General features: G+C 63.2%; 25 protein-coding genes and 1 pseudogene. 14 read left to right on the top strand and 12 right to left on the bottom strand.

Annotated features, from left to right (window positions below):
• Positions 1–186 precede the first annotated feature (186 nt).
• Complete coding sequence (locus HU752_RS26350) at positions 187–564, bottom strand: hypothetical protein (protein WP_186687123.1); 378 nt, start codon at positions 562–564, stop codon at positions 187–189.
• Positions 565–764: 200 nt separating this feature from the next.
• Between HU752_RS26350 and HU752_RS26345 the strand changes: the two genes are divergently transcribed.
• The 3 genes from HU752_RS26345 (at position 765) to def (ending at position 2,616) form a co-directional block, all read left to right on the top strand.
• Positions 765–956, top strand: a complete 192-nt coding sequence (locus tag HU752_RS26345; protein ID WP_186687126.1) for a CsbD family protein — start codon at positions 765–767, stop codon at positions 954–956.
• A 173-nt stretch (positions 957–1,129) separates the two neighbouring features.
• Positions 1,130–2,074: a YihY/virulence factor BrkB family protein gene (locus HU752_RS26340; protein WP_186687129.1), complete on the top strand. Its 945-nt coding sequence runs from the start codon at positions 1,130–1,132 to the stop codon at positions 2,072–2,074.
• Positions 2,075–2,076: 2 nt separating this feature from the next.
• On the top strand, positions 2,077–2,616 hold the full coding sequence (def, locus tag HU752_RS26335; RefSeq protein WP_186687132.1) for a peptide deformylase: 540 nt from the start codon (positions 2,077–2,079) through the stop codon (positions 2,614–2,616).
• Positions 2,617–2,625: 9 nt separating this feature from the next.
• Here the strand turns inward: def and HU752_RS26330 are convergent, their stop codons facing one another.
• Both HU752_RS26330 and HU752_RS26325 read right to left on the bottom strand, forming a co-directional pair.
• On the bottom strand, positions 2,626–3,462 hold the full coding sequence (locus tag HU752_RS26330; protein ID WP_186687135.1) for a class I SAM-dependent methyltransferase: 837 nt from the start codon (positions 3,460–3,462) through the stop codon (positions 2,626–2,628).
• 59 nt (positions 3,463–3,521) lie between these two features.
• On the bottom strand, positions 3,522–3,959 hold the full coding sequence (locus tag HU752_RS26325) for a GNAT family N-acetyltransferase (protein ID WP_437182292.1): 438 nt from the start codon (positions 3,957–3,959) through the stop codon (positions 3,522–3,524).
• Between the two features lie 176 nt (positions 3,960–4,135).
• Between HU752_RS26325 and HU752_RS26320 the strand changes: the two genes are divergently transcribed.
• Entirely contained in the window at positions 4,136–5,140 is a 1,005-nt protein-coding gene (locus HU752_RS26320; protein WP_186687138.1) for an aliphatic sulfonate ABC transporter substrate-binding protein, read from the top strand.
• Here the strand turns inward: HU752_RS26320 and gstA are convergent.
• Positions 5,127–5,744, bottom strand: a complete 618-nt coding sequence (gene gstA / locus HU752_RS26315) for a glutathione transferase GstA (RefSeq protein ID WP_186687140.1) — start codon at positions 5,742–5,744, stop codon at positions 5,127–5,129. The two genes, HU752_RS26320 and gstA, sit on opposite strands and share 14 nt — an antisense overlap.
• Positions 5,745–5,851: 107 nt before the next feature.
• On the opposite strand from gstA, the gene HU752_RS26310 reads away from it, so the two are divergent.
• Positions 5,852–6,718, top strand: coding sequence for a LysR family transcriptional regulator (locus HU752_RS26310; RefSeq protein WP_186687142.1), 867 nt, complete (start codon positions 5,852–5,854; stop codon positions 6,716–6,718).
• Positions 6,719–6,795: 77 nt separating this feature from the next.
• Here HU752_RS26310 and HU752_RS26305 read toward each other — a convergent pair whose 3' ends face one another.
• Positions 6,796–7,347, bottom strand: a complete 552-nt coding sequence (locus tag HU752_RS26305) for a hypothetical protein (protein ID WP_186687144.1) — start codon at positions 7,345–7,347, stop codon at positions 6,796–6,798.
• A 241-nt stretch (positions 7,348–7,588) separates the two neighbouring features.
• Between HU752_RS26305 and HU752_RS26300 the strand changes: the two genes are divergently transcribed.
• Positions 7,589–9,034: an NAD-dependent succinate-semialdehyde dehydrogenase gene (locus HU752_RS26300; protein ID WP_186687146.1), complete on the top strand. Its 1,446-nt coding sequence runs from the start codon at positions 7,589–7,591 to the stop codon at positions 9,032–9,034.
• 40 nt (positions 9,035–9,074) lie between these two features.
• Here HU752_RS26300 and HU752_RS26295 read toward each other — a convergent pair.
• Both HU752_RS26295 and HU752_RS26290 read right to left on the bottom strand, forming a co-directional pair.
• A pseudogene (locus HU752_RS26295) lies at positions 9,075–9,788 on the bottom strand (NAD-dependent epimerase/dehydratase family protein); the annotation flags it as partial.
• An 86-nt stretch (positions 9,789–9,874) separates the two neighbouring features.
• Positions 9,875–10,318 (bottom strand): PACE efflux transporter, encoded by a 444-nt coding sequence (locus tag HU752_RS26290; RefSeq protein ID WP_186687159.1) that lies wholly within the window; start codon positions 10,316–10,318, stop codon positions 9,875–9,877.
• Positions 10,319–10,449: 131 nt separating this feature from the next.
• On the opposite strand from HU752_RS26290, the gene HU752_RS26285 reads away from it, so the two are divergent.
• Entirely contained in the window at positions 10,450–11,331 is an 882-nt protein-coding gene (locus HU752_RS26285; protein ID WP_186687161.1) for a LysR family transcriptional regulator, read from the top strand.
• A gap of 41 nt (positions 11,332–11,372) precedes the next feature.
• Here the strand turns inward: HU752_RS26285 and gntR are convergent, their stop codons facing one another.
• A complete protein-coding gene (gene gntR / locus HU752_RS26280; RefSeq protein ID WP_186687163.1) occupies positions 11,373–12,404 on the bottom strand; it encodes an HTH-type transcriptional regulator GntR in 1,032 nt (343 codons plus the stop codon).
• Between the two features lie 228 nt (positions 12,405–12,632).
• Between gntR and HU752_RS26275 the strand changes: the two genes are divergently transcribed.
• The gene (locus tag HU752_RS26275) at positions 12,633–13,163 is read left to right on the top strand and encodes a gluconokinase (RefSeq protein WP_186687165.1); all 531 of its coding nucleotides are present in this window, start codon (positions 12,633–12,635) and stop codon (positions 13,161–13,163) included.
• A 97-nt stretch (positions 13,164–13,260) separates the two neighbouring features.
• On the top strand, positions 13,261–14,613 hold the full coding sequence (locus tag HU752_RS26270; RefSeq protein WP_186687167.1) for a GntP family permease: 1,353 nt from the start codon (positions 13,261–13,263) through the stop codon (positions 14,611–14,613).
• 63 nt (positions 14,614–14,676) lie between these two features.
• Here HU752_RS26270 and alaC read toward each other — a convergent pair whose 3' ends face one another.
• Complete coding sequence (gene alaC / locus HU752_RS26265) at positions 14,677–15,894, bottom strand: alanine transaminase (protein ID WP_017905281.1); 1,218 nt, start codon at positions 15,892–15,894, stop codon at positions 14,677–14,679.
• 162 nt (positions 15,895–16,056) lie between these two features.
• Here alaC and HU752_RS26260 point away from each other — a divergent pair, with 162 nt between their 5' ends.
• Positions 16,057–16,542 (top strand): GyrI-like domain-containing protein, encoded by a 486-nt coding sequence (locus HU752_RS26260; protein WP_186687168.1) that lies wholly within the window; start codon positions 16,057–16,059, stop codon positions 16,540–16,542.
• Positions 16,543–16,872: 330 nt separating this feature from the next.
• On the opposite strand, the gene HU752_RS26255 is transcribed toward HU752_RS26260, so the two are convergent.
• A complete protein-coding gene (locus tag HU752_RS26255) occupies positions 16,873–18,090 on the bottom strand; it encodes an NHL repeat-containing protein (protein WP_186687170.1) in 1,218 nt (405 codons plus the stop codon).
• Between the two features lie 343 nt (positions 18,091–18,433).
• Between HU752_RS26255 and HU752_RS26250 the strand changes: the two genes are divergently transcribed.
• The 3 genes from HU752_RS26250 (at position 18,434) to HU752_RS26240 (ending at position 20,573) form a co-directional block, all read left to right on the top strand.
• Entirely contained in the window at positions 18,434–18,778 is a 345-nt protein-coding gene (locus HU752_RS26250) for a YciI family protein (RefSeq protein WP_186687173.1), read from the top strand.
• Positions 18,779–18,840: 62 nt separating this feature from the next.
• Positions 18,841–19,332: an SRPBCC family protein gene (locus HU752_RS26245; RefSeq protein ID WP_186687176.1), complete on the top strand. Its 492-nt coding sequence runs from the start codon at positions 18,841–18,843 to the stop codon at positions 19,330–19,332.
• Positions 19,329–20,573: an RNA polymerase sigma factor gene (locus HU752_RS26240; RefSeq protein WP_189656770.1), complete on the top strand. Its 1,245-nt coding sequence runs from the start codon at positions 19,329–19,331 to the stop codon at positions 20,571–20,573. The genes HU752_RS26245 and HU752_RS26240 overlap by 4 nt, the downstream gene beginning before the upstream one ends.
• Before the next feature lie 39 nt (positions 20,574–20,612).
• On the opposite strand, the gene HU752_RS26235 is transcribed toward HU752_RS26240, so the two are convergent.
• Positions 20,613–21,467, bottom strand: coding sequence for a LysR family transcriptional regulator (locus HU752_RS26235; RefSeq protein WP_186687184.1), 855 nt, complete (start codon positions 21,465–21,467; stop codon positions 20,613–20,615).
• Between the two features lie 90 nt (positions 21,468–21,557).
• Here HU752_RS26235 and HU752_RS26230 point away from each other — a divergent pair, with 90 nt between their 5' ends.
• Entirely contained in the window at positions 21,558–21,989 is a 432-nt protein-coding gene (locus tag HU752_RS26230; RefSeq protein WP_186687201.1) for a multidrug/biocide efflux PACE transporter, read from the top strand.
• Between the two features lie 5 nt (positions 21,990–21,994).
• Here HU752_RS26230 and HU752_RS26225 read toward each other — a convergent pair whose 3' ends face one another.
• Positions 21,995–22,903 carry a LysR family transcriptional regulator gene (locus HU752_RS26225; protein ID WP_186687204.1) on the bottom strand — a complete coding sequence of 303 codons (909 nt, stop codon included), beginning with the start codon at positions 22,901–22,903 and terminating at the stop codon, positions 21,995–21,997.
• Positions 22,904–22,940: the final 37 nt, after the last annotated feature.

The raw sequence follows: 22,940 nt of genomic DNA, 5'->3' as shown, positions 1-22,940 counted from the left end.
GCGGGTTTTGCTGTTGTGGTGAGCGGGCTTGCCCGCGCTCGGCTGCGGGGCAGCCGCAAAGCAGGCACCGCGATTGACCCTGGCTGAATGGGGGGCGGTTTCAGGGCCGCTTCGCGCCCCAGCGCGGGCAAGCCCGCTCGCCACACCGCCCGCTCGCCAGACGAGTCCGTCAGCCATGCGTTTGGACTACTGCTGGAACTGTGCGAAGTTCACGCCGGTACCGTTGGGCCGTACATCCTGGAGAAACGCGTCTTTGTCCGCGCTCAGTTCCAGGCTCACGGTCGGTTTGCGCTTGCCGGCGTTACGCACCACCAGGCCCTCGAGTTTCTCGCGCAGGAACACCGTCGGCACCTTCAGGTGCAGCAACTGGTCGGTGCTCGGTGTGTGCAGCAGCAGATGCACCCATTCGTACTGGCCGATCGCCAGGCGTCCCAGCGGGATGTCGAACCACCAGATGTTCCGGTTGCGACTCAGCTCGGTGAAGTGGCAGTTGTTCGTGCCCAACACCGCACCACCCAGTTCCTGGTTCCTGCGGGCAATCGCCTGCTTTTTATCGAGTTTCATCACTTTCCTACCGTTATCGATCTTCAGCGCCGTAGCCTGAATCTGCCGCCTATTCTCGGGGGTTGGCCGGCAAACATAAAGGTAAACCTGCCTATCGCGATGAAAGAACCGACGAAAAAAAATGAAACTCTCGGCAAAACCCTCGGGTCAACGTTATGTAGCGACACTGATACCCCGCATTTTCCCAACGGAGAAATATCATGAGCAGCACTGGCGATAAGATCAAAGGCACGGCGAACGAAGCGGTTGGTAACATCAAGCAGGGCATTGGCAAGGCTACCGACAATGATCGCCTGCGTGCCGAAGGCAAGGCCCAGGAATTGAAAGGCGAAGCCCAGAAGGCCAAGGGCAACGTCAAGGAGACGATCAAGAAAGGTATCGACCGGGCCTGAGTGCCTGATTGATGAGTGACCGAGCGGCCATCCAAGGATGGCCGTTCTGCTGTTGCGGCAGGTCGGTGTCAAACCCGGAAATTGTTTACCCCTTGCCAACTGCGCTACCGTGAGTAGAAAACCACCCTTGAGTCGCCCTGACTGACTCCATGATTGCGGCGAAAGGAGACGCTATGATTTTTCCGGACTTGCGCGGCCTGCCCCTGCACCGCGTGCTGATACGTACGGTCCAGGAATTCGTCGCCGACGAGATGCCGACCTATGCTTCGGCCCTGGCCTACCAGATGCTGTTTTCGCTGTTCCCCTTCCTGTTGTTCCTGATTGCCCTGATCGGTTTCCTGCACCTGCCGGACTTCTTCAGCTGGTTGCGCATGCAGTCGGAACTGGTACTGCCGCCCCAGGCGCTGGACCAGGTCAACCCGGTGATCGACCAGTTGCAGCAGTCCAAGGGGGGGCTGTTGTCGGTGGGTATCGTGATTGCCCTGTGGACCGCCTCGGCGGGCGTGCGGCTGATGATGAGCGCCATGAACGCCGCCTACGACGTGCAGGAAGGCCGACCGATCTGGAAGCGCCTGCCATTGTCGATTTTCTACACCGTGGGTATCGCCGGCATGTTGCTGGCGGCCGCCGCGCTGATGGTCCTCGGGCCACAGGTGATGAGCTGGCTGGCGGGGCAGATCGGCATGGAAGAGTTCGTGGTGACGCTCTGGACCGTCCTGCGCTGGCCGGTGATCGTGATACTGCTGATGTTTTCCGTGGCGCTGATGTACTACGTGATGCCGGACGTGAAGCAGAAGTTCGTGTTCATCACCCCGGGTTCGGTACTCGCGGTGGTGGTGTGGATCGTCGCTTCGCTGGGTTTTGGCTACTACGTGAAAACCTTTGCCGACTACAACGCGATGTATGGCAGTATCGGGGCGATCATCGTGCTGTTGCTGTATTTCTACATTTCGGCCGCGGTACTGCTGCTGGGGGCGGAGATGAACGCGGTGATCGAACACATGTCGTCCGAAGGCAAGGATCCTGGCGAGAAGGATTTTCCTGAACAGGGCGACCGGGCGCCTGTCCGCGTACTGGGGCACGAGCACTCCTTCAAACCGACCACTGACGAAACCTGATCATGATCCGTGAAATCCTGAAGATGGGTGATCCTCGCCTGCTGCGCGTAGCGCCGCCGGTCCCTCCGGAGATGTTCGACAGCGCCGAACTCTGGCAACTGATCGACGATATGTTCGAAACCATGCAGCACGTCGGTGGAGTCGGCCTGGCCGCACCGCAGATCGGTGTGGATCTGCAGCTGGTGATCTTCGGCTTCGAACGCAGCGAGCGTTACCCGGATGCCGAGGCGGTGCCGCAGACGATCCTGATCAACCCGCTGATCACGCCGCTGGGACCGGAGCTGGAGGAGGGCTGGGAAGGCTGCCTGTCGGTGCCGGGGCTGCGCGGGGCGGTGGACCGCTACCGGCGTATCCGCTACGAAGGCTTCACCCCCAAGGGCGAGCCGCTTGAGCGGGTCGCCGAAGGGTTTCATGCGCGGGTGGTGCAGCATGAATGCGATCACCTGATCGGACGGCTGTATCCTTCGCGGATCAGCGACTTCAGCAAGTTCGGTTTCACCCAGGTGCTGTTCCCCGATCTGGACCCGGCCGCCGACGACTGAGGCGCCAGGTCAGCGGGCCGCCACCTTGCTTGGCTTGACGAAGCGCAGGGTCAGGCGGTCCGATTCGCCGATGGCCTGGTACCTGGCCTTGTCCCGTTCACCCAGGCGCAGCGTGGGGGGCAGGGTCCAGACGCCGTCCGGATAGTCCTTGGTATCCTTCGGGTTGGCGTTGACCTCGCTCTGCGCTTCCAGGACGAAGCCGGCATCGGTGGCCAGTTTCACCACGTAGGCGGTGGGCAGGTAGCCGCTGCGCTTGATGCTTTCCAGGTCCGTACCTTCCTTCGCGCGATGATCCACCACGCCCAGCACGCCGCCCGGCTTGAGCACCTTGAAGAAGGCGGAGAACATCGCCGGCGCGTCATCGGCCAGGACCCAGTTGTGCACGTTGCGGAAAGTCAGCACCCGGTCGGCCGAATCCGGCTTGCCCAGCACCGGGGCCTGGGGATCGAACTCGACGATGCGCGCCCGCACGTACTGGCTCGGGTCCCGGGTGAACTTCTGTTGCAGGCTTTCGGCCGAGCGCCTGGCGTAATCGCTGCTCGAGGGGGCCTGCACGGCCGCGATGTACTGGCCCTGGTTCCTCAGCAGCGGTGCGAGGACTTCGCTGTACCAGCCACCACCCGGGGTGATTTCGATTACCGTCTGGTTGGCCTGCAGGCCAAAGAACTGCAAGGTCTGCCGAGGGTGGCGATAGACGTCGCGCACGCTGTTCTCCGGGGTACGCCAACTGCCGGCCAGGACCTTGGCATATTGGGCATCGGTGATGGTCGTGTCGCTGGCTGCCGCCTGGGCGAGGACGGGAGTGAGCAGGGCGGTGAGGGATAAAGCCACGAGCGTACGGTTCATGATCATCCTGTCAGGAACGGGTGGATTCCCGAGGCTACCACGCAGCCAACGGTGGCTGATCACACATTTTCCGCAGTCGAGCTAACCAATGGTTCTATGCCCAGGGCGATCAGCGGCTTGCTGCGCGAGTAGCGGGCCAGTCGGTCGGCCAGGGCCTGGGGCAGTTGGCCGGCGGGCTTGAATCCGAGTTTTGCGTAGAAGTCGCGCAGGTCCGGATGGCAGAACAGCCAGGTGGGGCCGGCGAGCGTCGCCAGTGCCCTGGCGACCAGATGTCCGGCTACGCCCTGGCCGCGCCGCTGCGGGTCGACGAACAGGCCGGTCAGCCAGAAGCCGTCGGCGACGGCGGTCAGTGACAGGCCGGCAACGATCCCGCCGTCGCGGGCGACCCACAATTGCCCTTCGCCGCTGGCGCGCATGGCGCAACCATGGGCCCGATAGAACTTGTCGAGCAGGGGGCGCAGTGGCGGAGGGAGAGGGCTGTAGTCGAGAGCAGGCATGGGTTTGGTGGCGGAGTTGGGGGAGTGATTATAAAAGGTCTTCGGTGCAGGTGGTTGATGCGGTCTTTGGTTATATAAAAATACTCTTTGATTATTATTAATGAATAAATCGGGTTGGTAGCATCCCGCCACCGGACTACCGGACATCCCGTACCACTCTTTTTCAAGGAGCCACCATGTCCGGTGCCGCAACATCCTGCAGCCGTTTCGCCCAAAGGCTTGTATGCCAGCTGAAGCAGGCCAGTCCCTTCAAGACCCTGTTCGGCACCTCGCTGCTGGCCCTCCTCCTGCTGAGCCATGTGGCCCAGGCCGCCGAGCCTGCGGTCCTGCGGGTCGGTTACCAGAAAAGCTCGGTGAGCATGGTCCTGGCCCGTGAGCACAAGCTGCTGGAGAAAGCCCTGCCAGGCACCCAGGTGCAATGGATCGAGTTTCCCGGCGGGCCGCAACTGATCGAGGCACTCAACGGTGGTAGCCTGGATGTGGGCAACATCGGCGATATTCCACCGATCTTTGCCCAGGTCGCCGGCATCGACTTTGTTTATATCGGCATCGAACCGACCGATGGCCAGACCGAGGGCATCGTCGTTCCCAAGGACAGCGGCGTGCAAGGCGTGGCGGGCCTCAAGGGCAAGCGCGTGGCCCTGCTGAAGGGCTCCAGCTCGCACAATCTGTTTCTCAAGAGCCTGGCTCGGGCGGGTCTCAAGCTCAGTGATGTGAACCTGGTCTACCTGTCGCCGGCCGATGCACGGGCGGCCTTCGAACAGGGCAAGCTGGATGCCTGGGTGATCTGGGACCCTTACTATTCCGCAGCCCTGCTCGGTGGCCGTGCACGGCTGCTCAGCGATGGCCAGGGACTCAACTCCGGTGGTTCACTGTATATCGCCAGTGGCCCGTTCGCTCGCCAGTACCCACGGAGCATCGCGCCCATCCTCAAGGCCATTGGCCGGGGCCAGCAGGAATCCTTCGACCAGGCCGATGCAAGTATCGATCTGATGACCCAGGCCCTTGGTCTGGACCGGGCGGTGGTCCAGCGCTATTTCGAGCATCGCTCGCGGGTACCGCTGCAGGCCATCGACCAGGCGACCATTGATAACCAGCAGCGTACCGCCGACCTGTTCTTCGCCAATCACCTGGTGCCCAGGGCGATCGAGGTGCAGCAGAACGTGTTCAAGGCTGAGTGAGCCCTGCCGACTCGATCTCCAGTGCTGCCTTCACGCTCGGCCGCTCGCCGACTCGTTCCATGAATCTTGCCAGCGCCGGCCAGGGCGCGAGATCGATGGCGAAGAAGCGGTTCCAGCGCATCACCGTGAACAGATACGCATCCGCCACGCTGAAGCCGCTTTCGAGTAGATGGTCCTGCCGCGCCAGGGTGTTCTCCAGCAGCGCGAAGCGCTGGAACAGCCGGGCACGGAAAATGGCCTTGACGTCCTCGGCAATGGCGGCGTTGAACAGCGGCCCCATGGTGCCGTGGATTTCGCTGCCCAGGAAGTTCAGCCATTCCTGCAGGCGTACCCGTTGCCAGCTGCCATTGGCCGGTGCGAGCCCGGCCGTGGGCTTGAGGTCGGCGAGGAACTGCAGGATGACCGCGCCTTCGGTCAGTACCTCGCCATTGTCCAGTTGCAGAGCCGCGACATAACCCTTGGGGTTGATGTGCAGGAAGTCTTCGCCGTGCTCGGTGAGCTTGCTGCGGTTGTCGACCCGCACCCGCTCGAACGGCAAGTCGAGTTCCAGGAGCACGATATGCGGGGCCAGGGAGCAGGTTTCAGGGGCGTAGTACAACTTCATCGACAGTGGACTCCAAGGGAAAAAACACACGGTCGGCAGTCTCGTCTTCGTCTCCCATCCCGGTAAAATTAATCCTTCAGAAAGGATCCATAAGGACAGCGACTGGCATGATGAACCTGATGCATTGGCGCCTGCTGGTGGCGGTACTCGATAGCGGCACGATCAGTCGCGGTGCCGAACAGGTCGGCATGACCCAGTCGGCCGCGAGCCAGGCCCTGGCCGCGATGGAGCAGACCCTCGGCGTGCAGTTGTTCGTCCGCGAAGCGCGCCAGGCGGTGCCGACGGCGGTCGGCTTGCAGGTGCTGGAACAGGCGCGGCTGATGCTCGGCGCGCTGCAGAACATTCGCCAGCGAGCCGACAGCGCCAAGGGCCTGGCCAGGGGCACGATCCGCCTGGCGAGTTTCCCGATGGTCCTGGGCACCTTGTTGCCACCGTTGTTGCAGCGGTTCCGCCAGCGTCATCCGGGGATCGAAGTGGTTGCGCTGGAGGTCAGCGACCATGAGGTCGAGGCGATGCTGGCCGATAATCTGGTGGATGTCGGGGTGGTGCTCAACCCGGCACCGGAGCGCGAGGCCCATGAGTTGGGCCGTGATCGCTGGGTGGCTGTGCTGCCCATGGGGCACCGGCTGGCGGCACGGGGGGCCGAGGGGCGGGTGGCACTGGCCGAACTGGTCGTCGAACCCTTCGTGCTGGCGACTGGCGGTTGCACGGTGAACGCGCGCAGCCTTGCCGCCGATGCCGGGTTGCAACTGGCGAATGTACGGGTGGAAGTACGCGAATGGAGCAGCGCCTTTGCATTGGTGCGCGAAGGGCTGGGTGTGAGCCTGGTGCCGGAGCTGACCTTGCCGAAGGAGCGCAAGGGCTTGCGTATCCTGTCACTGGAGGTGCCGGTCGAGCGCCGCTTTGCCCTGGTCTGCAGTGCAACCGCCAGCCGGAGTGCGGCAGTGGCGGCGCTTTTCGAAATGCTGGATTGATCCGGCGCGGGCTGGTCCGCGACGCTTCTTGCGGCCTCGGGGACCGGCTCGCGGACAAGCCTGCTGGTCGCGCCCGATCAGGTGTTGCTGGTGAGGAAGGCGCTGGCGGTCTGCTTGTCGACCGGGTTCGGACTGTTTTTCTCGGTCTGGGCGTTGAACTGCTCCTTGATGCGTTCGGCGATCTTGTTGTTGATCGCCTGCTGCTGTTCAGGCGGCAGTTGCTTGAAGCTTTCCTCGGTCAGCCCCTGGTCCTTGAGCAACTGCTCGCGCAGGCGTTCGGCCGGCGACTTGCTCATGTAATCCTTGAATTCCTTCATCGCGTCGCTGTCGGTACTGGTGGCGGACGGCGCGGTGCGGGTGGTCGGCGGCGTGGCGGTGAGGGTCGCGGCGGCGGCCACGTCCGGAACCTTGGCCTGCAGGTGCACGCGGGTCTTGGCGAACGCGGCATTGACGTTGTCGGCGACCTTGTCCGCGGCGGTCTGGGTGGCCGCGTTCGAGCTGACGCCGGCGGCCGCCTGGGCGGTTTGTACGTAGCCGCTGGAGAGCATGTTGTTGGCGGCGGTGGTGGGATCCAGGTCCGAGCGGTTGGTAGGCTGGATCGCCGGATTGTTACGGGCATTGACCAACATGGGATAAATACCTGAGTGTTAGAAAGACTCAAGGCTCAGAGCAATTTGTATGCCGGCTGGTACAAAGCCCGATTTTCTGCGCCCCGGGTGATACATGCCTGCAGCCCCTGGCCGGAAAGCGGACAACTCTTGCCGCCGGGCTTGCCGCTGTGGCCTGTTGAGAAATCACTTGCAGTGCTGGGCAATAGCGCGTTCAGTAGCCTGCATCCGAACGCCTGAACGATTATTTGGGAGAGTACCGATGACCGATGCGAACTATGTCAATACACAGCTGCTGATCGACGGCGTGTGGTGCGACGCGCAGAGCGGCAAGACCCTCGACGTGCTGAACCCGGCCACCGGCCTGGTGATCGGGCAGGTCGCTCATGCCGACATCGCCGACCTGGATCGTGCCCTGGCGGCCGCTCAACGCGGTTTCGACACGTGGCGCTGGGTGCCGGCCAACGAACGGGCGCAGCTCATGCGCAAGGCGGCGCAACTGCTGCGCGAACGGGCCGAAGGCATCGCGCAACTGTTGACCCAGGAGCAGGGCAAGCCGCTCTCAGAGTCGCGTGTCGAGGTCAATTCCGCCGCCGACATCATCGAATGGTTCGCCGATGAAGGCCGGCGTGTCTACGGTCGGGTCGTACCGTCGCGCAACGTCGCGGTGCAGCAGACGGTGGTGCGCGAGCCGGTCGGGCCGGTGGCCGCCTTCACGCCATGGAACTTCCCGGTCAACCAGGTGGTGCGCAAGCTGTGTGCCGCGCTGGCGACCGGCTGTTCCTTCCTGGTCAAGGCTCCCGAGGAAACCCCGGCGTCACCGGCAGCACTGCTGCGGGCGTTCGTCGATGCCGGCGTGCCGCCAGGCGTCGTCGGGCTGGTGTTCGGCGACCCGGCGCAGATTTCCTCCTACCTGATCGCTCACCCGGTGGTGCGCAAGGTCACCTTCACCGGTTCGACGCCGGTGGGCAAGCACCTGGCGGCCCTTGCCGGCCAGCATATGAAACGGGCGACGATGGAACTGGGCGGGCATGCACCGGTGATCATCGCCGAGGACGCCGACGTGGAAGCGGCGGTCAAGGCCATGGCCGGCGCCAAGTTCCGCAACGCCGGGCAGGTGTGCATTTCGCCGACGCGGTTCCTGGTTCATAACAGCATCCGCGAGGAGTTCACCCGCGAGATGGTTCGTTATGCCCAGTCGCTCAAGGTCGGCAACGGCCTCGAAGCCGACACTACCCTCGGTGCGCTGGCCAACGGGCGTCGCCTGAGTGCGATGAGCCAGGTGGTCGAGAGTGCGTTGGCCAGTGGCGCGCGCCTGGAGACGGGGGGCGAGCGGATCGGCAACGCCGGCAACTTCTTCGCGCCGACTATCCTTTCCGGGGTGCCGCTGGATGCGGACGTGTTCAACAACGAACCGTTCGGCCCGGTGGCCGCGGTGCGTGGATTCGACTCGCTTGACGAGGCGATCACCGAAGCGAACCGGCTGCCCTATGGCCTGGCTGCCTACGCCTTCACCCGTTCGTTCGCCAACGTGCATCGTCTGACCCAACGGGTCGAGGCCGGCATGTTGTGGATCAACCAGGCGATGACTCCCTGGGCGGAGATGCCGTTCGGTGGGGTGAAGGACTCGGGCTACGGCTCCGAAGGTGGACCAGAGGCGCTGGAACCGTATCTGGTCGCGAAGTCGGTCTACGTGAACTCGCTATGAAGGGGGGGCCATCCAGCTGGGTGGCCGCACTCCATCTGCCTTCCCGGGAGTTGTCATCCAGCGGTTGGTAGCCCAGCACACGCCTGGTTTCCTCCAGATCCAGGCGTTTGCCGCCGTTATCGGATATGCCGTGGGCGACCACATGCCGTACCCCTTTCACCTCGATGGCTCGTTGCAACAATTGCACGGCGTCGCGCGGGCTGAGCCAGCTATCCAGCTCGCGGGTTCGCTGCCAGTCAGGGTCGTCTGGCAGTCCGAAGGCGCCCAGGCGCAGGACGATGGTCGACAGGCCATGCTGGCCGGCATACAACGCGCACAGCGCCTCCCCATAGCATTTACTGGCACCGTACAGGTTGGCCGGCATCACCGACGTGTTCGGCGTGAGCCGTCGATCCGGTGCATGGCCCTCGACCGCCTGGGTGCTGCTGGCAAATACCATTCGCGGGCAGCCGGCCTTGGCCGTGGCTTCCAGCAGGTAGGTGGTGGCAAGGATATTGTTGGGCAGCAACTCCTCGAAGGAGGCATCCAGGTGCGGGGTGCTCGCCAGGTGCACCACCACGTCGATACCTTCGAGCAGCGCAGGCAGGCCGTCCCTTTCGTCCAGGTCCAGCCGCACGAAACGGTGTCCGCCAATGGGGAAGTCCGGGAGGTGGCGGTCGACGAGCACGAACTCGTAGCGTTCCCGGCTGGCGAGGAAAAACGTCTTGCCAATACGACCGCAGGCACCGGTGAGCAGGACTTTGGGCAGGTTCATGCCGGCTTCCTTGTAGGTGTTCCGAACGGAATGTGACCAATTGATGAACACTCACGTTAGCCTATCGCTCGCGCCCTGCATGCCGCTCATCGGCTTTGTGCGAGATTCTCCGGCAACGCCGACAGCGGCAGGCCGAATACCCGGTCGAACGCCCAGTTGAAGGCGAAGGTGTAGAACGGGATCAGGATGATCAGCACCACATCCAGCAGGAATGCCTGCAGCAGGCTGATGGTCATCCACCAGGCGATCAGCGGGATCAGGAAGACAATCAGCGTCAGTTGGAAGCCCACGGCATGGGCGATCCGTCGCTTGACCGTGCGGGTGCGCGAGCGCTGACGGCTTTCCCAGCGCTCGAACAGGCTGGTGAAGATGAAGTTCCAGGTCACGGCAATGCTGGTGATGATCACCGCCAACGGGCCGGTGCTGCTTGGCGCAGTGCCAGACAGCGCCGCCAGGGTGAGGGCGGAAAGGGTCATGCCGATCACTTCGTAGAGCGCGACAAAGATCAGTTTGCGTTTCAGGCCTTGCATGTCTTCTCCTCGTTGAGGGCCAGGATTGTCTGCGTTTGTGGTTGCGCGGACTGGCAGGGGGAGCGACGATAGCTTCACTTTGAGTGATAGAAAAAGTCAGAAGCTTTCAAGAAAATTGACAGATTGGGCGTATGAATTTTTCCAGCGACAGTATCGAGCTGTTCCTCGCGGTGATCGAGCGGGGTTCCTTCTCGGCAGCTGCGCGGGCCTTGGGCAAGGTCCCGTCGGCGGTCAGCATGGGGATCGCCAACCTGGAGGCCGAGCTGGGTTATCCATTGTTCGATCGCAGCCATCGCGAGCCGTTGCCGACCGCCCAGGCGGCTGCACTGGTACCTCATGCGCGGCTGATCGCCGGGCAGCTCAGGCAATTGCAGGCTCATGCGGTGCAGCTGTCGCTGGGGCTGGAAAGCAAGCTGGCGATCGGGGTGGTCGAGGACCTCGATCGCAGCCGGTTGGTGGCCGCGATCGCTGCTGTCAGCCAGACGTATCCGCTGCTGGACGTCGAGGTGTTGAGTGCGCCGCAGGACGACATCCTGCACCTGTTGCACAGCGGCCGGGTCAACCTGTGCGTGGCGTTTGCCGGGTTGAGCCTGGACATGCAGGAGCGCTTCCAGTTCGTCGGGGTCGAGCGGCTGGTCGCCACCTTGGCCGCCGATCATCCGGCATTACAGCAGTTGGGACCCAATCCACGCCTGGAGGACCTGGTCAATGTCCGGCAGATCGTCGTGGCGGCGCCGGATCTGCCGATGTCCGAGCCACGCCCCTTGCTCGGTGCTTCCCATTGGCGGACCAACAGCCTGTCCGTGGCGTTGGAGATGGTCGAGAGCGGCCTGGGCTGGGGCAACTTCCCGCTGGCGGTGGTGGCGCCGCTGCTGGAGCTGGGACGCCTCAAGCGCCTGGATTTCCGGAATGTCGAGAATGGCCTGCTGTTGCCGGTGCATGCGGTTTGGCTCAAGCACCAGCCGTTGGGCAAGGGTGCGGCAGCGTTGGTGCAGTGCCTGGCTGAGACCTAGTGGCCTGTGTGGCTAATGCGCATACTCAACCGTACAGGCCACTAGCTACTCTCGCGGACCATCAGTTCGAAGCCCATGTCCACCACCGGCTGGGACACCGCGTTGCCCGCCAGCAGATTCAGCAACTGTTCCGCCGCCCGTTGGCCGATGGCTTCGCGCGGGGTGCGGATGCTGCTCAGGCGCGGGACCATGAAGGCCGACACGGGCAAGTCGTTGAAGCCCAGGACCGCGACCTGTTCCGGTACCTTGATGCCGCAGCGCATGGCTTCGAGCAGGGCACCCTGGGCCAGGTCGTCGTTGCCGAAGAAGATCGCATCGACCTGGGGGTGGCTGTTCATCATCTGCAGGAACAGTTCGCCGCCCAGGCCCACCGATGATGGGCGCGGGGTCAGCAGCTCCAGGTCCGGGTCGTAGAGCCCGGCCTCTTGCAGGGCCTGGCGGAAACCTTCGCCGCGCAGCAGCGTGCGTTGGTCCAGTTGCGCCCCGATGTAGGCCAGGTGGCGCCGGCCACGGGCGATCAGGTGCTCGGCGGCGGTGGCGCCGGCACTCTGCTGCGAGAAACCGACACAATGCACTCCGGCGCCGGGGTCGAGGTCCATCATGTAGACGCACGGCACGTTGCTTGCCTCGATCAGCCGCCGGGCGCTTTCCGATCGGTCGAAACCGATCAGCAGCAGCCCGCTTGGCTGATAGGCCAGGTAGTTGCGCAGCAGGTTCTCTTCTTCGTCGCGGGAATAGTGGTAATTACCGATCAGCACTTCGAAGCCGCGCGGGCGCAGCACCTTGTGAATGGCTTCGAGGGTATCGATGAACAGCAGGTTGGACAGCGACGGCACCAGCACCACCACCGAATGGCTCTGGGCCGAGGCCAGGGCGCGGGCTGCGGGGTTGACCACGTAGTTCAGTTCGTCTGCCGCTCGTCGGACCTTTTCCACCAGTTCCGTGGCCACCGTGCTGATGCCACGCAGCGCGCGGGACGCGGTGATCGGGCTGACGCCAGCCAGGCGTGCGACTTCGTTGAGGGTGGGGCGGCCGGTGGTGCGGGCGTTCTTGTCGTTCTTGGTGGAGGTCATCGGGCAGCTTGCCAAACAAAATTCGAGGCACTAAGGTAGCGCTGTCTCGATGGGCCTGCAATTGCCTGGGTATGGTTTGCCTGAACCTGCCCGGTAAACACCTGCAAGCTGTAGCGCGGCAATCGATAAAAACGACAAGAAGGCGTCGGCAACGAGTGTTTTGTGCTTTGCTTTTGCAGTATCAAGAGCTCTGGCAAAGACAGCGCTGTCTTCGTGCTGAGGTGTTACATGAGTCAACCCATCACTGCCCTGGTTATCATGGGTGTTTCCGGTTGCGGCAAGTCCAGTGTGGGTGAGGCTATCTGCCTGCTCGGCGCTGCAACCCTGATCGAAGGCGACAGCTTTCACCCGGCGGCGAACATCGCCAAGATGAGCGCCGGTATTCCCCTTACCGATGAAGACCGTGCCGGTTGGCTCGATACGCTGTGCGACGAGCTGCGCCGGGCCGTGGCCGCTGGCGAGCATCCGGTGCTGACCTGTTCGGCGCTGAAGCTGCGCTACCGCGAACGCCTGCGCGGCGCCGTGCCGGGCCTGGGCTTCGTCTTTCTCGAACTGACGCCGACGGTCGCGGCCGAACGGGTCAACCACCGCCCCGGCCATTTCATGCCCGGTACCCTGATCGACAGCCAGTTCGCCGCGCTTGAATCGCCGGTGGGCGAGCCGCTGACCCTGGCGCTCGATGCGACCCGGGACGTCGAGCAATTGGCGCAATCGGCCAATCGTTGGTGGCGAGCCCACGGGCTGGAGCGAATCGCCTGATGACGGGTCGTAAAGGAATGGCTGCAAAAGATAGCGCTGTCCCCGGCGCTGTCGATCACTCACGAACACCATAAGAACAACAACCAGGAGACACCTCATGTTTGGACTGTCCCACGAGACCTACCTGCTGCTGGATGCGGTGGTCACGATTATCGGACTGATCGTCCTGATCACCCGTTTCAAGATTCATCCCTTCATCGCGCTGATCATTGCATCGGCCTTCCTCGGCCTGACCTCGGGCATGCCGGTGGACAAGATCATCAAGGCGTTCCAGGATGGTTTTGGCGGGGTATTGGGATTCGTCGGCATCATCCTCGCGCTGGGCACCATGCTCGGCAAGATGATGTCGGATTCCGGTGGCGCCGATCAGATCGCCCAGACCCTGATCCGTGCCTTTGGCAAGGAGCGAGTGCAGTGGGCGATGATGTTCGCGGCGTTCCTGGTGGGGATTCCGCTGTTCTTCGAAATCGGCTTCGTGCTGCTGATTCCGCTGGTATTCATCGTCGCCCGACGCACCGGTGTGTCGCTGATCAAGATCGGTATCCCGTTGCTGGCCGGTCTTTCCGCGGTGCATGGCCTGGTGCCGCCGCATCCGGGGCCGCTGCTGGCGATCGGGGTGTTCAATGCCGACATCGGCAAGACCATCCTCTACGGGCTGATCGTCGCCTTGCCGACCGCGATCGTCGCCGGTCCGATTTTCGGTACCTTCATTGCCCGGCACATTCCCGGCAATCCGTCACAGGAACTGGTGGATCAACTGGCCCGCGAGCCTGAGTCGAGTACCTTGCCCAGCTTCAGCGTGACACTGATCACCGTGCTGTTGCCGGTGTTCCTGATGCTGCTCAAGACCTTCGCCGACATTGCCCTGCCGGACGGCCATTTCTTCCGCCTGTGGATGGACATGATCGGTCACCCGATCAGCGCCTTGCTGCTGGCGCTGCTATTGGCGCTGTACACCTTCGGCAAGCGCCAGGGCATGGATTCCAAGCGGATCCTCAAGCTGCTGGATGCGAGCCTGGCGCCGACTGCGGCGATCATCCTGATCATCGGTGCCGGTGGCGGCTTCAAGCAGATGCTGGTGACCAGTGGCGTGGGCGACGTGATCGGCCATATCGCGGTGAACGCGCAGATCTCGCCAATCCTGCTGGCCTGGCTGGTGGCGGCGGTGATTCGCGTGGCGACGGGATCGGCGACGGTGGCGACCATTACCGGTGCCGGGATCGTGATGCCGGTGGTGGACCTGATTCCCGGGGTGAACCGTGAATTGCTGGTGCTGGCGACGGGGGCGGGCTCGTTGATCCTGTCTCACGTCAACGATGCAGGGTTCTGGCTGGTCAAGCAGTACTTCAACATGACCGTGACCGAAACCTTCAAGACCTGGACCGCGATGGAAACCATCCTGTCGGTGGTAGGGCTGATCTTCATCTTGCTGCTGTCGCTGGTGGTCTGATCATCTGAGCAGATGGTTCCCACGCGGAGCGTGGGAACCATCTCTACAGGTGCGGGTGGCGGATCAGCCTTCGGCTTTCTTCACCAGGCCGTCGGCACGGAACATCGTGCGAATCCCACGCACGGCCTGGCGGATACGGTCCTGGTTCTCGATCAGGGCGAACCGCACATGGTCGTCACCGTACTCACCGAAACCCACGCCCGGCGAGACACAGACCTTGGCCTCGGCCAGCAGCTTCTTGGCGAACTCCAGCGAGCCCAGGTGCGCGTAGGCCTCGGGAATCTTCGCCCAGACATACATCGAGGCCTTGGGGTTCTCGACCATCCAGCCCAGCTCATGCAGGCCCTTGACCAGCACGTTGCGGCGCTGCCGGTACTGCTCGGCGATATCCCGCACACACTGTTGGTCGCCTTCCAGCGCGGCAATGGCCGCCACTTGCAGCGGGGTGAAGGTGCCGTAGTCGTGGTAGCTCTTGATCCGCGCCAGGGCACTGACCAGTTCGGGGTTGCCGACCATGAAGCCGATACGCCAGCCGGCCATGTTGTAGCTCTTGGACAGGGTGAAGAACTCCACCGCGATGTCCTTGGCGCCCGGCACCTGCATGATCGACGGGGCTTTCCAGCCGTCGTAGACGATGTCGGCGTAGGCCAGGTCGTGGATCACCAGCACGTCGTACTGCTTGGCCAGGGCGATGACCCGCTCGAAGAAGTCCAGTTCGACGCATTGGGCGGTCGGGTTCGAGGGGAAACCGAGGATCATCATCTTCGGCTTGGGAATCGAGCCGCGAATGGCCTGTTCCAGTTCGGCGAAGAAGTCGACACCCGGCACCAGGGGCACCGAACGTACCTGGGCGCCGGCAATCACGGCACCGTAGATGTGGATCGGATAGCTGGGGTTGGGCACCAGTACCGTGTCGCCATGGTCGAGGGTGGCAAGCATCAGGTGTGCCAGGCCTTCCTTGGAACCGATGGTGACGATGGCTTCGCTTTCCGGGTCGATCTCGACGTCGTAGCGATCCTTGTACCAGTGGGAAATCGCCCGGCGCAGCCGTGGGATACCCTTGGAGGTGGAGTAGCCATGGGTGTCTTCGCGCTGGGCGACGGTGACCAGTTTCTCGACGATATGCGGCGGAGTCGCGCCGTCGGGGTTACCCATGCTGAGGTCGATGATGTCCTCGCCACGGCGGCGGGCAGCCATCTTCAGCTCGGCAGTGATATTGAAAACGTACGGGGGGAGTCGATCGATGCGCGCAAAGCGGCGCGGCGAACCTTGGTCTGCCATGTTGGCCTCTGATGACGTAAGCGCCCGGAACCGTCCGAGCGACGTTGGCCACTGCGGTGGCCTGCGCCGCAGAAGATAATGGCGCGGGTGGCGCGCTGTCCAGAATCTTTTTTACTTCTATACTGCGACGCGGATTCTTTTCTCTGACGGAGATCCGTTCCCATGGATGACACATCGCGCCATGTATTGGCACCCCCGCGCTTCCAGCACGGCCACTTCCAATTGATCGCCGGGTTGGGCGGTCGCTTTACTGCCGAGACCTCGGCGGCCATCCCGGACCTGTGGAATGCCTTCGTACCGCACATCGGAAATGTACCGAGCCAGCTCGGTGAGGAGACGTACGGTATCTGCTGTAATCCCGATGGCCAGGGCGGCTTCGAATACATCGCCGGCGTCGCGATCAGCAAGCTCGACGACCTGCCCGAGCTGTATCGCTGGATCGAGGTCCAGCCCCAGTACTACGCGGTGTTCGAGCACCATGGACCGCTCTGTACCCTGAAACGGACGTTCGAGGCGATCTGGCAGCAGTGGTTGCCCAGTTCCGGGCATACCGCAGCCGATGCGCCGGAGTTCGAGCGCTACAGCGCCGACTTCGATCCGCAGGCCGGTACTGGCAAGGTCGAGATCTGGCTGCCGATTCACCACTGATCGGCGATTGGCAGGTGTTCGGGAGGGTTACTCCTGCCCCTTGCGTGTCTTGGTTTCGCGCCAGAAGTCGAGGTAGAAGGTGACGACACCAAAGATGCTGATACCGATCAGTACCATCAGGCCGATCTGGAAATTGCTCATGGCAGTACTCCGTAAAACACCGCATCAGGCGGCGACCTGCAGAGAAATAGTGGAAAAGTGGCGCGAATGATATCGACTATATGGAAGCTTTACGGGGGCTGCGCTCAATAATACTCAGTGCATATGAAGCCGTTTCCGCGAGGGGAACGATGGAGGCGGCTGCCTCAACCGCCCGGAAGAGGCTTCGGCTCAGCGCCCGTGGCAGCGGATGACCGCCGAATGGGTCGCGTAGCGCCCGGAGATCAGGATCTTGCCGTCAGGCTGCAATTGCAGCTGGGAAAAGTAGCTGGTATCGCCCGGAATCCGGTTGATATGGCTGATGCCGCCGTCGCCAAAGCCGCAGTCCACCTCGCCATTTCCCTGATGGCGCATCAGCCAGGTCTGGCTGCCGTTGTCGACATGACCCACGCTGACGATGCTGCCATCGTCCTGGATGAGGGTTGCCAGGCACAGGCCGATGCCGGGGAACGCCAGCGGGCTGCCGGCGTTGAAGCCGGGATCGAGGGTCCCCTCGGTGGTGCTGCGCACCAGTAGGGCGACATCGTTCGAGAGGTTCGCCGAGCCCGCGGCGACGATGTGCTGGTCCTGCTGCACGGCAACGGCGAAGAAGGTCGCGTTGCCTTCGGTGATCGATTCGAATTCCAGGTAGCCGGCGGTGCCGAAGGCCGTGTCTGGCAGCCCGTTGCCGCGGTAGCGCATCAGTACGGCGCGGCGGCCGCGTCGGCCGGCGATCACCAGCTTGCCGTCCGCCTGCAGTGCTATCGCCTCGAAGGCGATGTCCGGTTCCCGCGCGACCACCACGCCGCAGGTGCCGAAGCCGGGGTCGTAGTTGCCGTCGCGATCCAGGCGCACGATGACGTCCCGGGCAGCTTCGCCCGGCGTCGGGCTCTTGAGCAGCATGAGCATATGGCCGTCCGGTTGCAGGATGAGCCGATGCCCGCGCCCGGTCCACGGTACCCGGTAGGGCAACCTGACCTCGCCGTTGTCACCAAAGGCCAGGTCCCGTTCGCCAGTGGGAGCAAGGCGGGTGCAGAAGGCCTGTTCTCCATTGCGGAAGTTGCCGAGAATCACGAAATTGTTTTGCTGATCCTGAACGACACTGATCAGGGCACGAGCCGATCCCGGAAAAGCGCAAGTGAAATGACGATAATAAAAGCCTTCGGGTTCGAAGTCGGCCAGCATGATATCGCTGGGTTCTTCGTCATGAACGCCGATGAACAGGTGTCGACCATCACCTTGTAACAGTGAGGTGCCGACAAAACCTGGCCCGGCTTCCGAGAAAATCACGATGCCATCGCGGTGTTCGCTGAACTCCAGGTCCAGCGTGCCGGGGCGCCGCGCAGGTTCGGGAATACTGGCCGGGGAGGCGGCAGGGGGCTCGTTCGAGGTCCGGTTTCTCATGTCCATTTTACGTTGATTCCTTTCAATTCATTGATTGATCGCCCTGCTGGTCCTTTAAAAAAGCAGGTACGGATTCATTTAATGACTGAAGGGAAAGTTTGCCCAGCGTTCAAGTTTTACCAGGGATGAACAACTGATCTCATATACATGGCTATGCTGTTTCATCCGGTAGGAAGTTGTCTTGCATAAAGGTGGAAATTCATCTCCCGACAGCAGTCGCGCGTTTTTTTCCGGCGTTTGTCGATCCGCTTGCCGCTCGTTCGACTAACAGGTGTCCCTACCGGATTCAGGGCATTTCGCCAAACCTGGAAAAACAGCCATAGTTGTTCGACTGTCTCGGAGACCTCCCATGAAATACCTGTGCCTGATCTACAGTAACGAAGACGTGCTGCACTCCCACCCCGACAGACCCCGGGACCCCGAATGCCTGGCCTATGCCCAGTCGATCCGCGAGAGCGGGCGCATGCTCGCGGCCGAGCCGCTGGAGTCGGTGAGCACCGCGACCACTGTGCGCATGCGTGGCGGCAAGTTGTCGATCACCGACGGGCCGTTTGCCGAAACCAAGGAGCAATTGGCCGGTTTCTACCTGGTGGAGGCCCGGGACCTGAACGAGGCCCTGCAGATCGCCGGGAACATTCCGGCGGCCCGGGTCGGTAGTGTTGAAGTCCGCCCGGTTCGGGAGTTGAATCTCTGATACGCCGCATCGGCGCCGAGCCTTGTGTGGCGGCCCATAACAATAAAAACAGGAGCCCTGCCATGAGCAGCCTGCCGTTTCAAACGATGAATGCGGAGTACGAACTGTCCATCAGCCGCTTGCTGGAGGCCCCCCGTAACGAGGTTTTCCGGGCCTGGACCGAGCCCGCCCTGCTGGCCCGCTGGTGGGGGCCCCATGGCATGACCACACCGGTCTGCGAGATGCAGTTGTGGGTCGGGGGGCTGTTTCGCACGGTCATGCGTGCGCCGGATGGCAGCGAGTATCCGTACCAGGGGGTATTCCTGGAGATCGCTGCGCCCGAGCGGATCGTCTTCACCGATGCCTTTGCGCCAGGCTGGACGCCAACCGGCAAGCCGTTCATGACCGCGCGGATCACCCTTGAGGAGGCGCCCGGCGGCACGCTGTACACCGCCAGCGCGATGCATTGGAGTGCGGCCGAGCGCGACAGCCACGAGCAGATGGGCTTCCATCAGGGCTGGGGCGAAAGCCTGGACCGACTGGCCCTGCTGCTTGAACAGGGGCTGCCGGATTGACCGTGAGCGCCCAGGACATCAGGCAGCAGGTCGAGTCGGTCTATCGTCGGGATTCGCGGCGGATCCTGGCGACGCTGATTCGCCTGCTCGGTGATTTCGACCTGGCGGAGGAGGCCCTGCACGAGGCGTTCTTCGTTGCCGTCGAACGTTGGGAGCGTGACGGCGTGCCCGCCAACCCGCGGGCCTGGCTGGTCTCCACCGGACGCTTCAAGGCCATCGACACCTTGCGTCGGCGGGCACGTTTTGCCGCCTCCCAGGAGCGCCTGATCGTCCAGGCCGAGGCATTGGAAAAGGCCGAATGGGAAACCGGGGACCTGGAGGATGACCGCCTGCGGCTGATCTTCACCTGCTGCCACCCGGCGCTTGCGGCCGATGCCCAGGTGCCGCTGACGCTGCGGGAAGTCTGTGACCTGACCACCGAGGAAATCGCCCGGGCCTTTCTCTCGACACCCTCGACCATCGCCCAGCGGATCGTCCGGGCCAAGGCGAAAATCCGCGATGCGCAGATTCCCTACCAGGTACCGTCCCTGAACGAGCTGCCCGAGCGTCTCGATAGTGTCCTGCGGGTGATCTACCTGGTCTTCAACGAGGGCTATTCGGCCTCGCAGGGGGCCAGTGCGATTCGTGCCGAATTGACCGGTGAGGCGATCCGGCTGGCGCGGCTAGTGCTCGAGTTGCTGCCGGATCCGGAAGTCATGGGGCTGCTGGGGCTGATGTTGTTGCATGAGTCGCGGCGCCAGGCCCGGGTTTCAGCCGGCGGCGAGCTGGTGCTGCTCGATGCCCAGGACCGTACGCTATGGGACGCGCAACTGATCGCCGAGGGCTGTGCCTGGGTCGAGAGGGCCCTGGCCTCGGGGCGGTTCGGTGCCTACGGGTTGCAGGCGGCGATCGCGGCGGTGCATGCCGAGGCGGCCAGCGCCGCCGAGACTGACTGGGCGCAGATCGTCGGGCTGTATGACCTGCTGCTGCAGGTCGTGCCGTCGCCGGTGGTCGAGTTGAATCGTGCGGTAGCCGTGGCCATGCGTGACGGGCCGTTGGCGGGGTTGCAACTGTTGGAGTCCATCCTCGGGCGCGGCGAGTTGCAGGACTACCACCTGGCCCATTCCGCGCGGGGCGAGTTCTGCCGTCGGCTGGGGCGGTTGGCGGAGGCGCGCGAGGCCTACGAGCGGGCGCTGCAACTGACGCGACAGGAGCCGGAACAGCGCTTCATTCGAGGCCGCCTGGACGCGTTGGCGGAGTAGTCCCGGATGACGTGGGTTGTTCGCGGATTATCGATCCGTTCACTCCAACATCCTTTCCAATAGCCAGTTGCCTGCCGGCCCCGGCGGGTGCAGGCGCGACCAGAGGGCATCGACCGCCACCGGCCTCGGCCAGCCGCGTACCTGCAACTGCACCAGCGAACCTGCGTCAAAACGCTCCACCAGCCAGCGTGGCAGTGGTGCCCAACCCACGCCACGTTGAGCCATCTCCAACAGCATCAGGTAGCTGGACGACGACCAGACCCGCCCCTGGGCACGATCTTCGTAGGGATTGACGATGCTGGTCAGGCGCAGTTCACGGTGCTGCCGCAAGGCGGTCTGATCGACCTTCGCCAGGCTTGCCAGGGGATGATCACGATGGACGAACACGGCGAATTCGGTGCGTTCGTCCACGGTGGCACTGCCCAGGTCCGGCGGGTAGCTGTCCTGTCTCTCGGCGAAGGCCACCTGGGCCCGGCCCTGCTGTATCAGTTCCACCAGGTCGGCACATTCGGCGATCAGGCATTCCAGCTCCAGGTCCGGATAGCGTTCGGCGAATCCGCCGAGGGCGGCTTCGAAGCGTTCGGACTGGTAGGTGTCGGAAATCACTACGGTCAGTTTCGGCTCCAGCCCCTGGGACAGCTGGTTGGCGGCCATTTCCAGGCGGTTGCTCGCGGCGAGAATGTCCTCGGCCTTGCGCAGCATCACATGGCCGGCAGCCGTCAGGCCGGGCTTGCGGGTGCTGCGATCGAACAGTTCCAGGCCCAGGTCGATTTCCAGGCCGGCAATGGCCGCGCTGATGGTCGACTGGCTCTTGCCCAGTTGGCGGGCGGCGGCGGAGAAGGAGCCGAGGGTGGCGGCCTGGACAAAGGCCTGGAGTACTTCGTTGGAGGCCATGAACTATCGTCTCGCTCGATGGTAATCGACTTTTAGTATCTGTATCGGTGGCGATAATCACAAGCCTCGATACTTCGGGGAGAGCCCGCCATGAGTACCAGCAAGTCCTTTACCGAACGCGTTTTCCAGGCCATTGGCTTCGAGGTTTTCGCGGTGTTGCTTTGCACTCCGCTGTTTGCCTGGGTGATGAGCAAGCCATTACTGGATATGGGGGTGGTCACGGTTGCCAACTGCTTTATCGCCCTGGGCTGGAACGTATTGTTCAACAGCCTGTTCGACCGGCTGCGCGAGCGTCTGGCGCTGGCGCAGAATGGCTGGACCCGGTTGTTGCACGCCGTGCTGTTCGAGGGCGGGCTGGTGGTGGTGAGCGTGCCGCTGATCGCCTGGTGGCTGGAGTTGAGCCTGTTGTCGGCGTTGTTGCTGGATATCGGTGTGCTGCTGTTTTTCCTGCCGTACACCTACGTCTACCACTGGGTCTATGACCTGTTGCGCGAGCGTGTGCTGCTGCGGCGCATGGCCTGAACGGTTCAGCGTGAGCTGAGCTCGATGATGAAGTCGAGGAAGGCCCGGACCTTGGCGGGCGGCAGGTGCCGGGAGGGGTAGAGCGCGTAGAGGGGAAAACGCTCGTCGGGCCAGTCGGGGAACAGTTCCACCAGGCGGCCCGAGGCGAGCATCGGCTGCACGCCCAGGTCGAGTACCTGGGCGATCGCGTAGCCATTCTCGCAGATGCTGTGCAGGGTCCCGACATCATTGAGCACCAGCCGCGCGTTGTTGCGCACATCGACCCGCTGGCTGCCACGATGGAATTCCCAGGGAAACGGCCGGCCCGTCTCCGGATCGCGGAATGACACGCAGACGTGCCGTTCCTCTTCCATTTCCAGTGGTGTCAGTGGCCGTCCATGGCGTTTGAGGTACGCGGGCGCGGCGCAGGTCAACACGCGCACGTCGAGCAGTTTGCGCGCCACCAGCGACGAGGACGCCGGATGGCCGAAACGTACCGCCAGGTCGAAGCCGTCGGCGACTACGTCGCCCAGTTGGTCACGGGTATACAGTTCCAGTTGCAGCCGTGGGTGGCGGCTCATGAACTCGCCGAGCGCGGGGCCGAGGATCAGCCGGGAGAAGTACGGGTCGATGTTCACCCGCAGGCGCCCCCGTACGCTGTTCGCGCTGCCGCTGGCATTGTGGGCGGCTTCCTCCAGCCCGGCCAGCAGTGGCGCGATTTCCTCGTAGAGGCGTCGGCCCTCGTCGGTCAGCTTGACCGAGCGGGTAGTGCGATCGAACAGGCGGATTCCCAGGCGTTGTTCCAGACGTGCGATCGCCCGGCTGACGCCCGAGGGCGTCATGTCGAGGCTGTCGGCGGCCCTGGCGAAGCTGCCGCTGTCAACCACGGCGCTGAGGACGCCCATGCCGCTGGCCAGGCTGGAGTCGAAGCTCATTGATGATTTCCAGTCATTTATCCAATGACATCCATGC

It is taken from the genome of Pseudomonas vanderleydeniana (genome assembly GCF_014268755.2).
Classification (GTDB): domain Bacteria; phylum Pseudomonadota; class Gammaproteobacteria; order Pseudomonadales; family Pseudomonadaceae; genus Aquipseudomonas; species Aquipseudomonas vanderleydeniana.
This window is presented reverse-complemented; position numbering and strand designations above follow the sequence as displayed.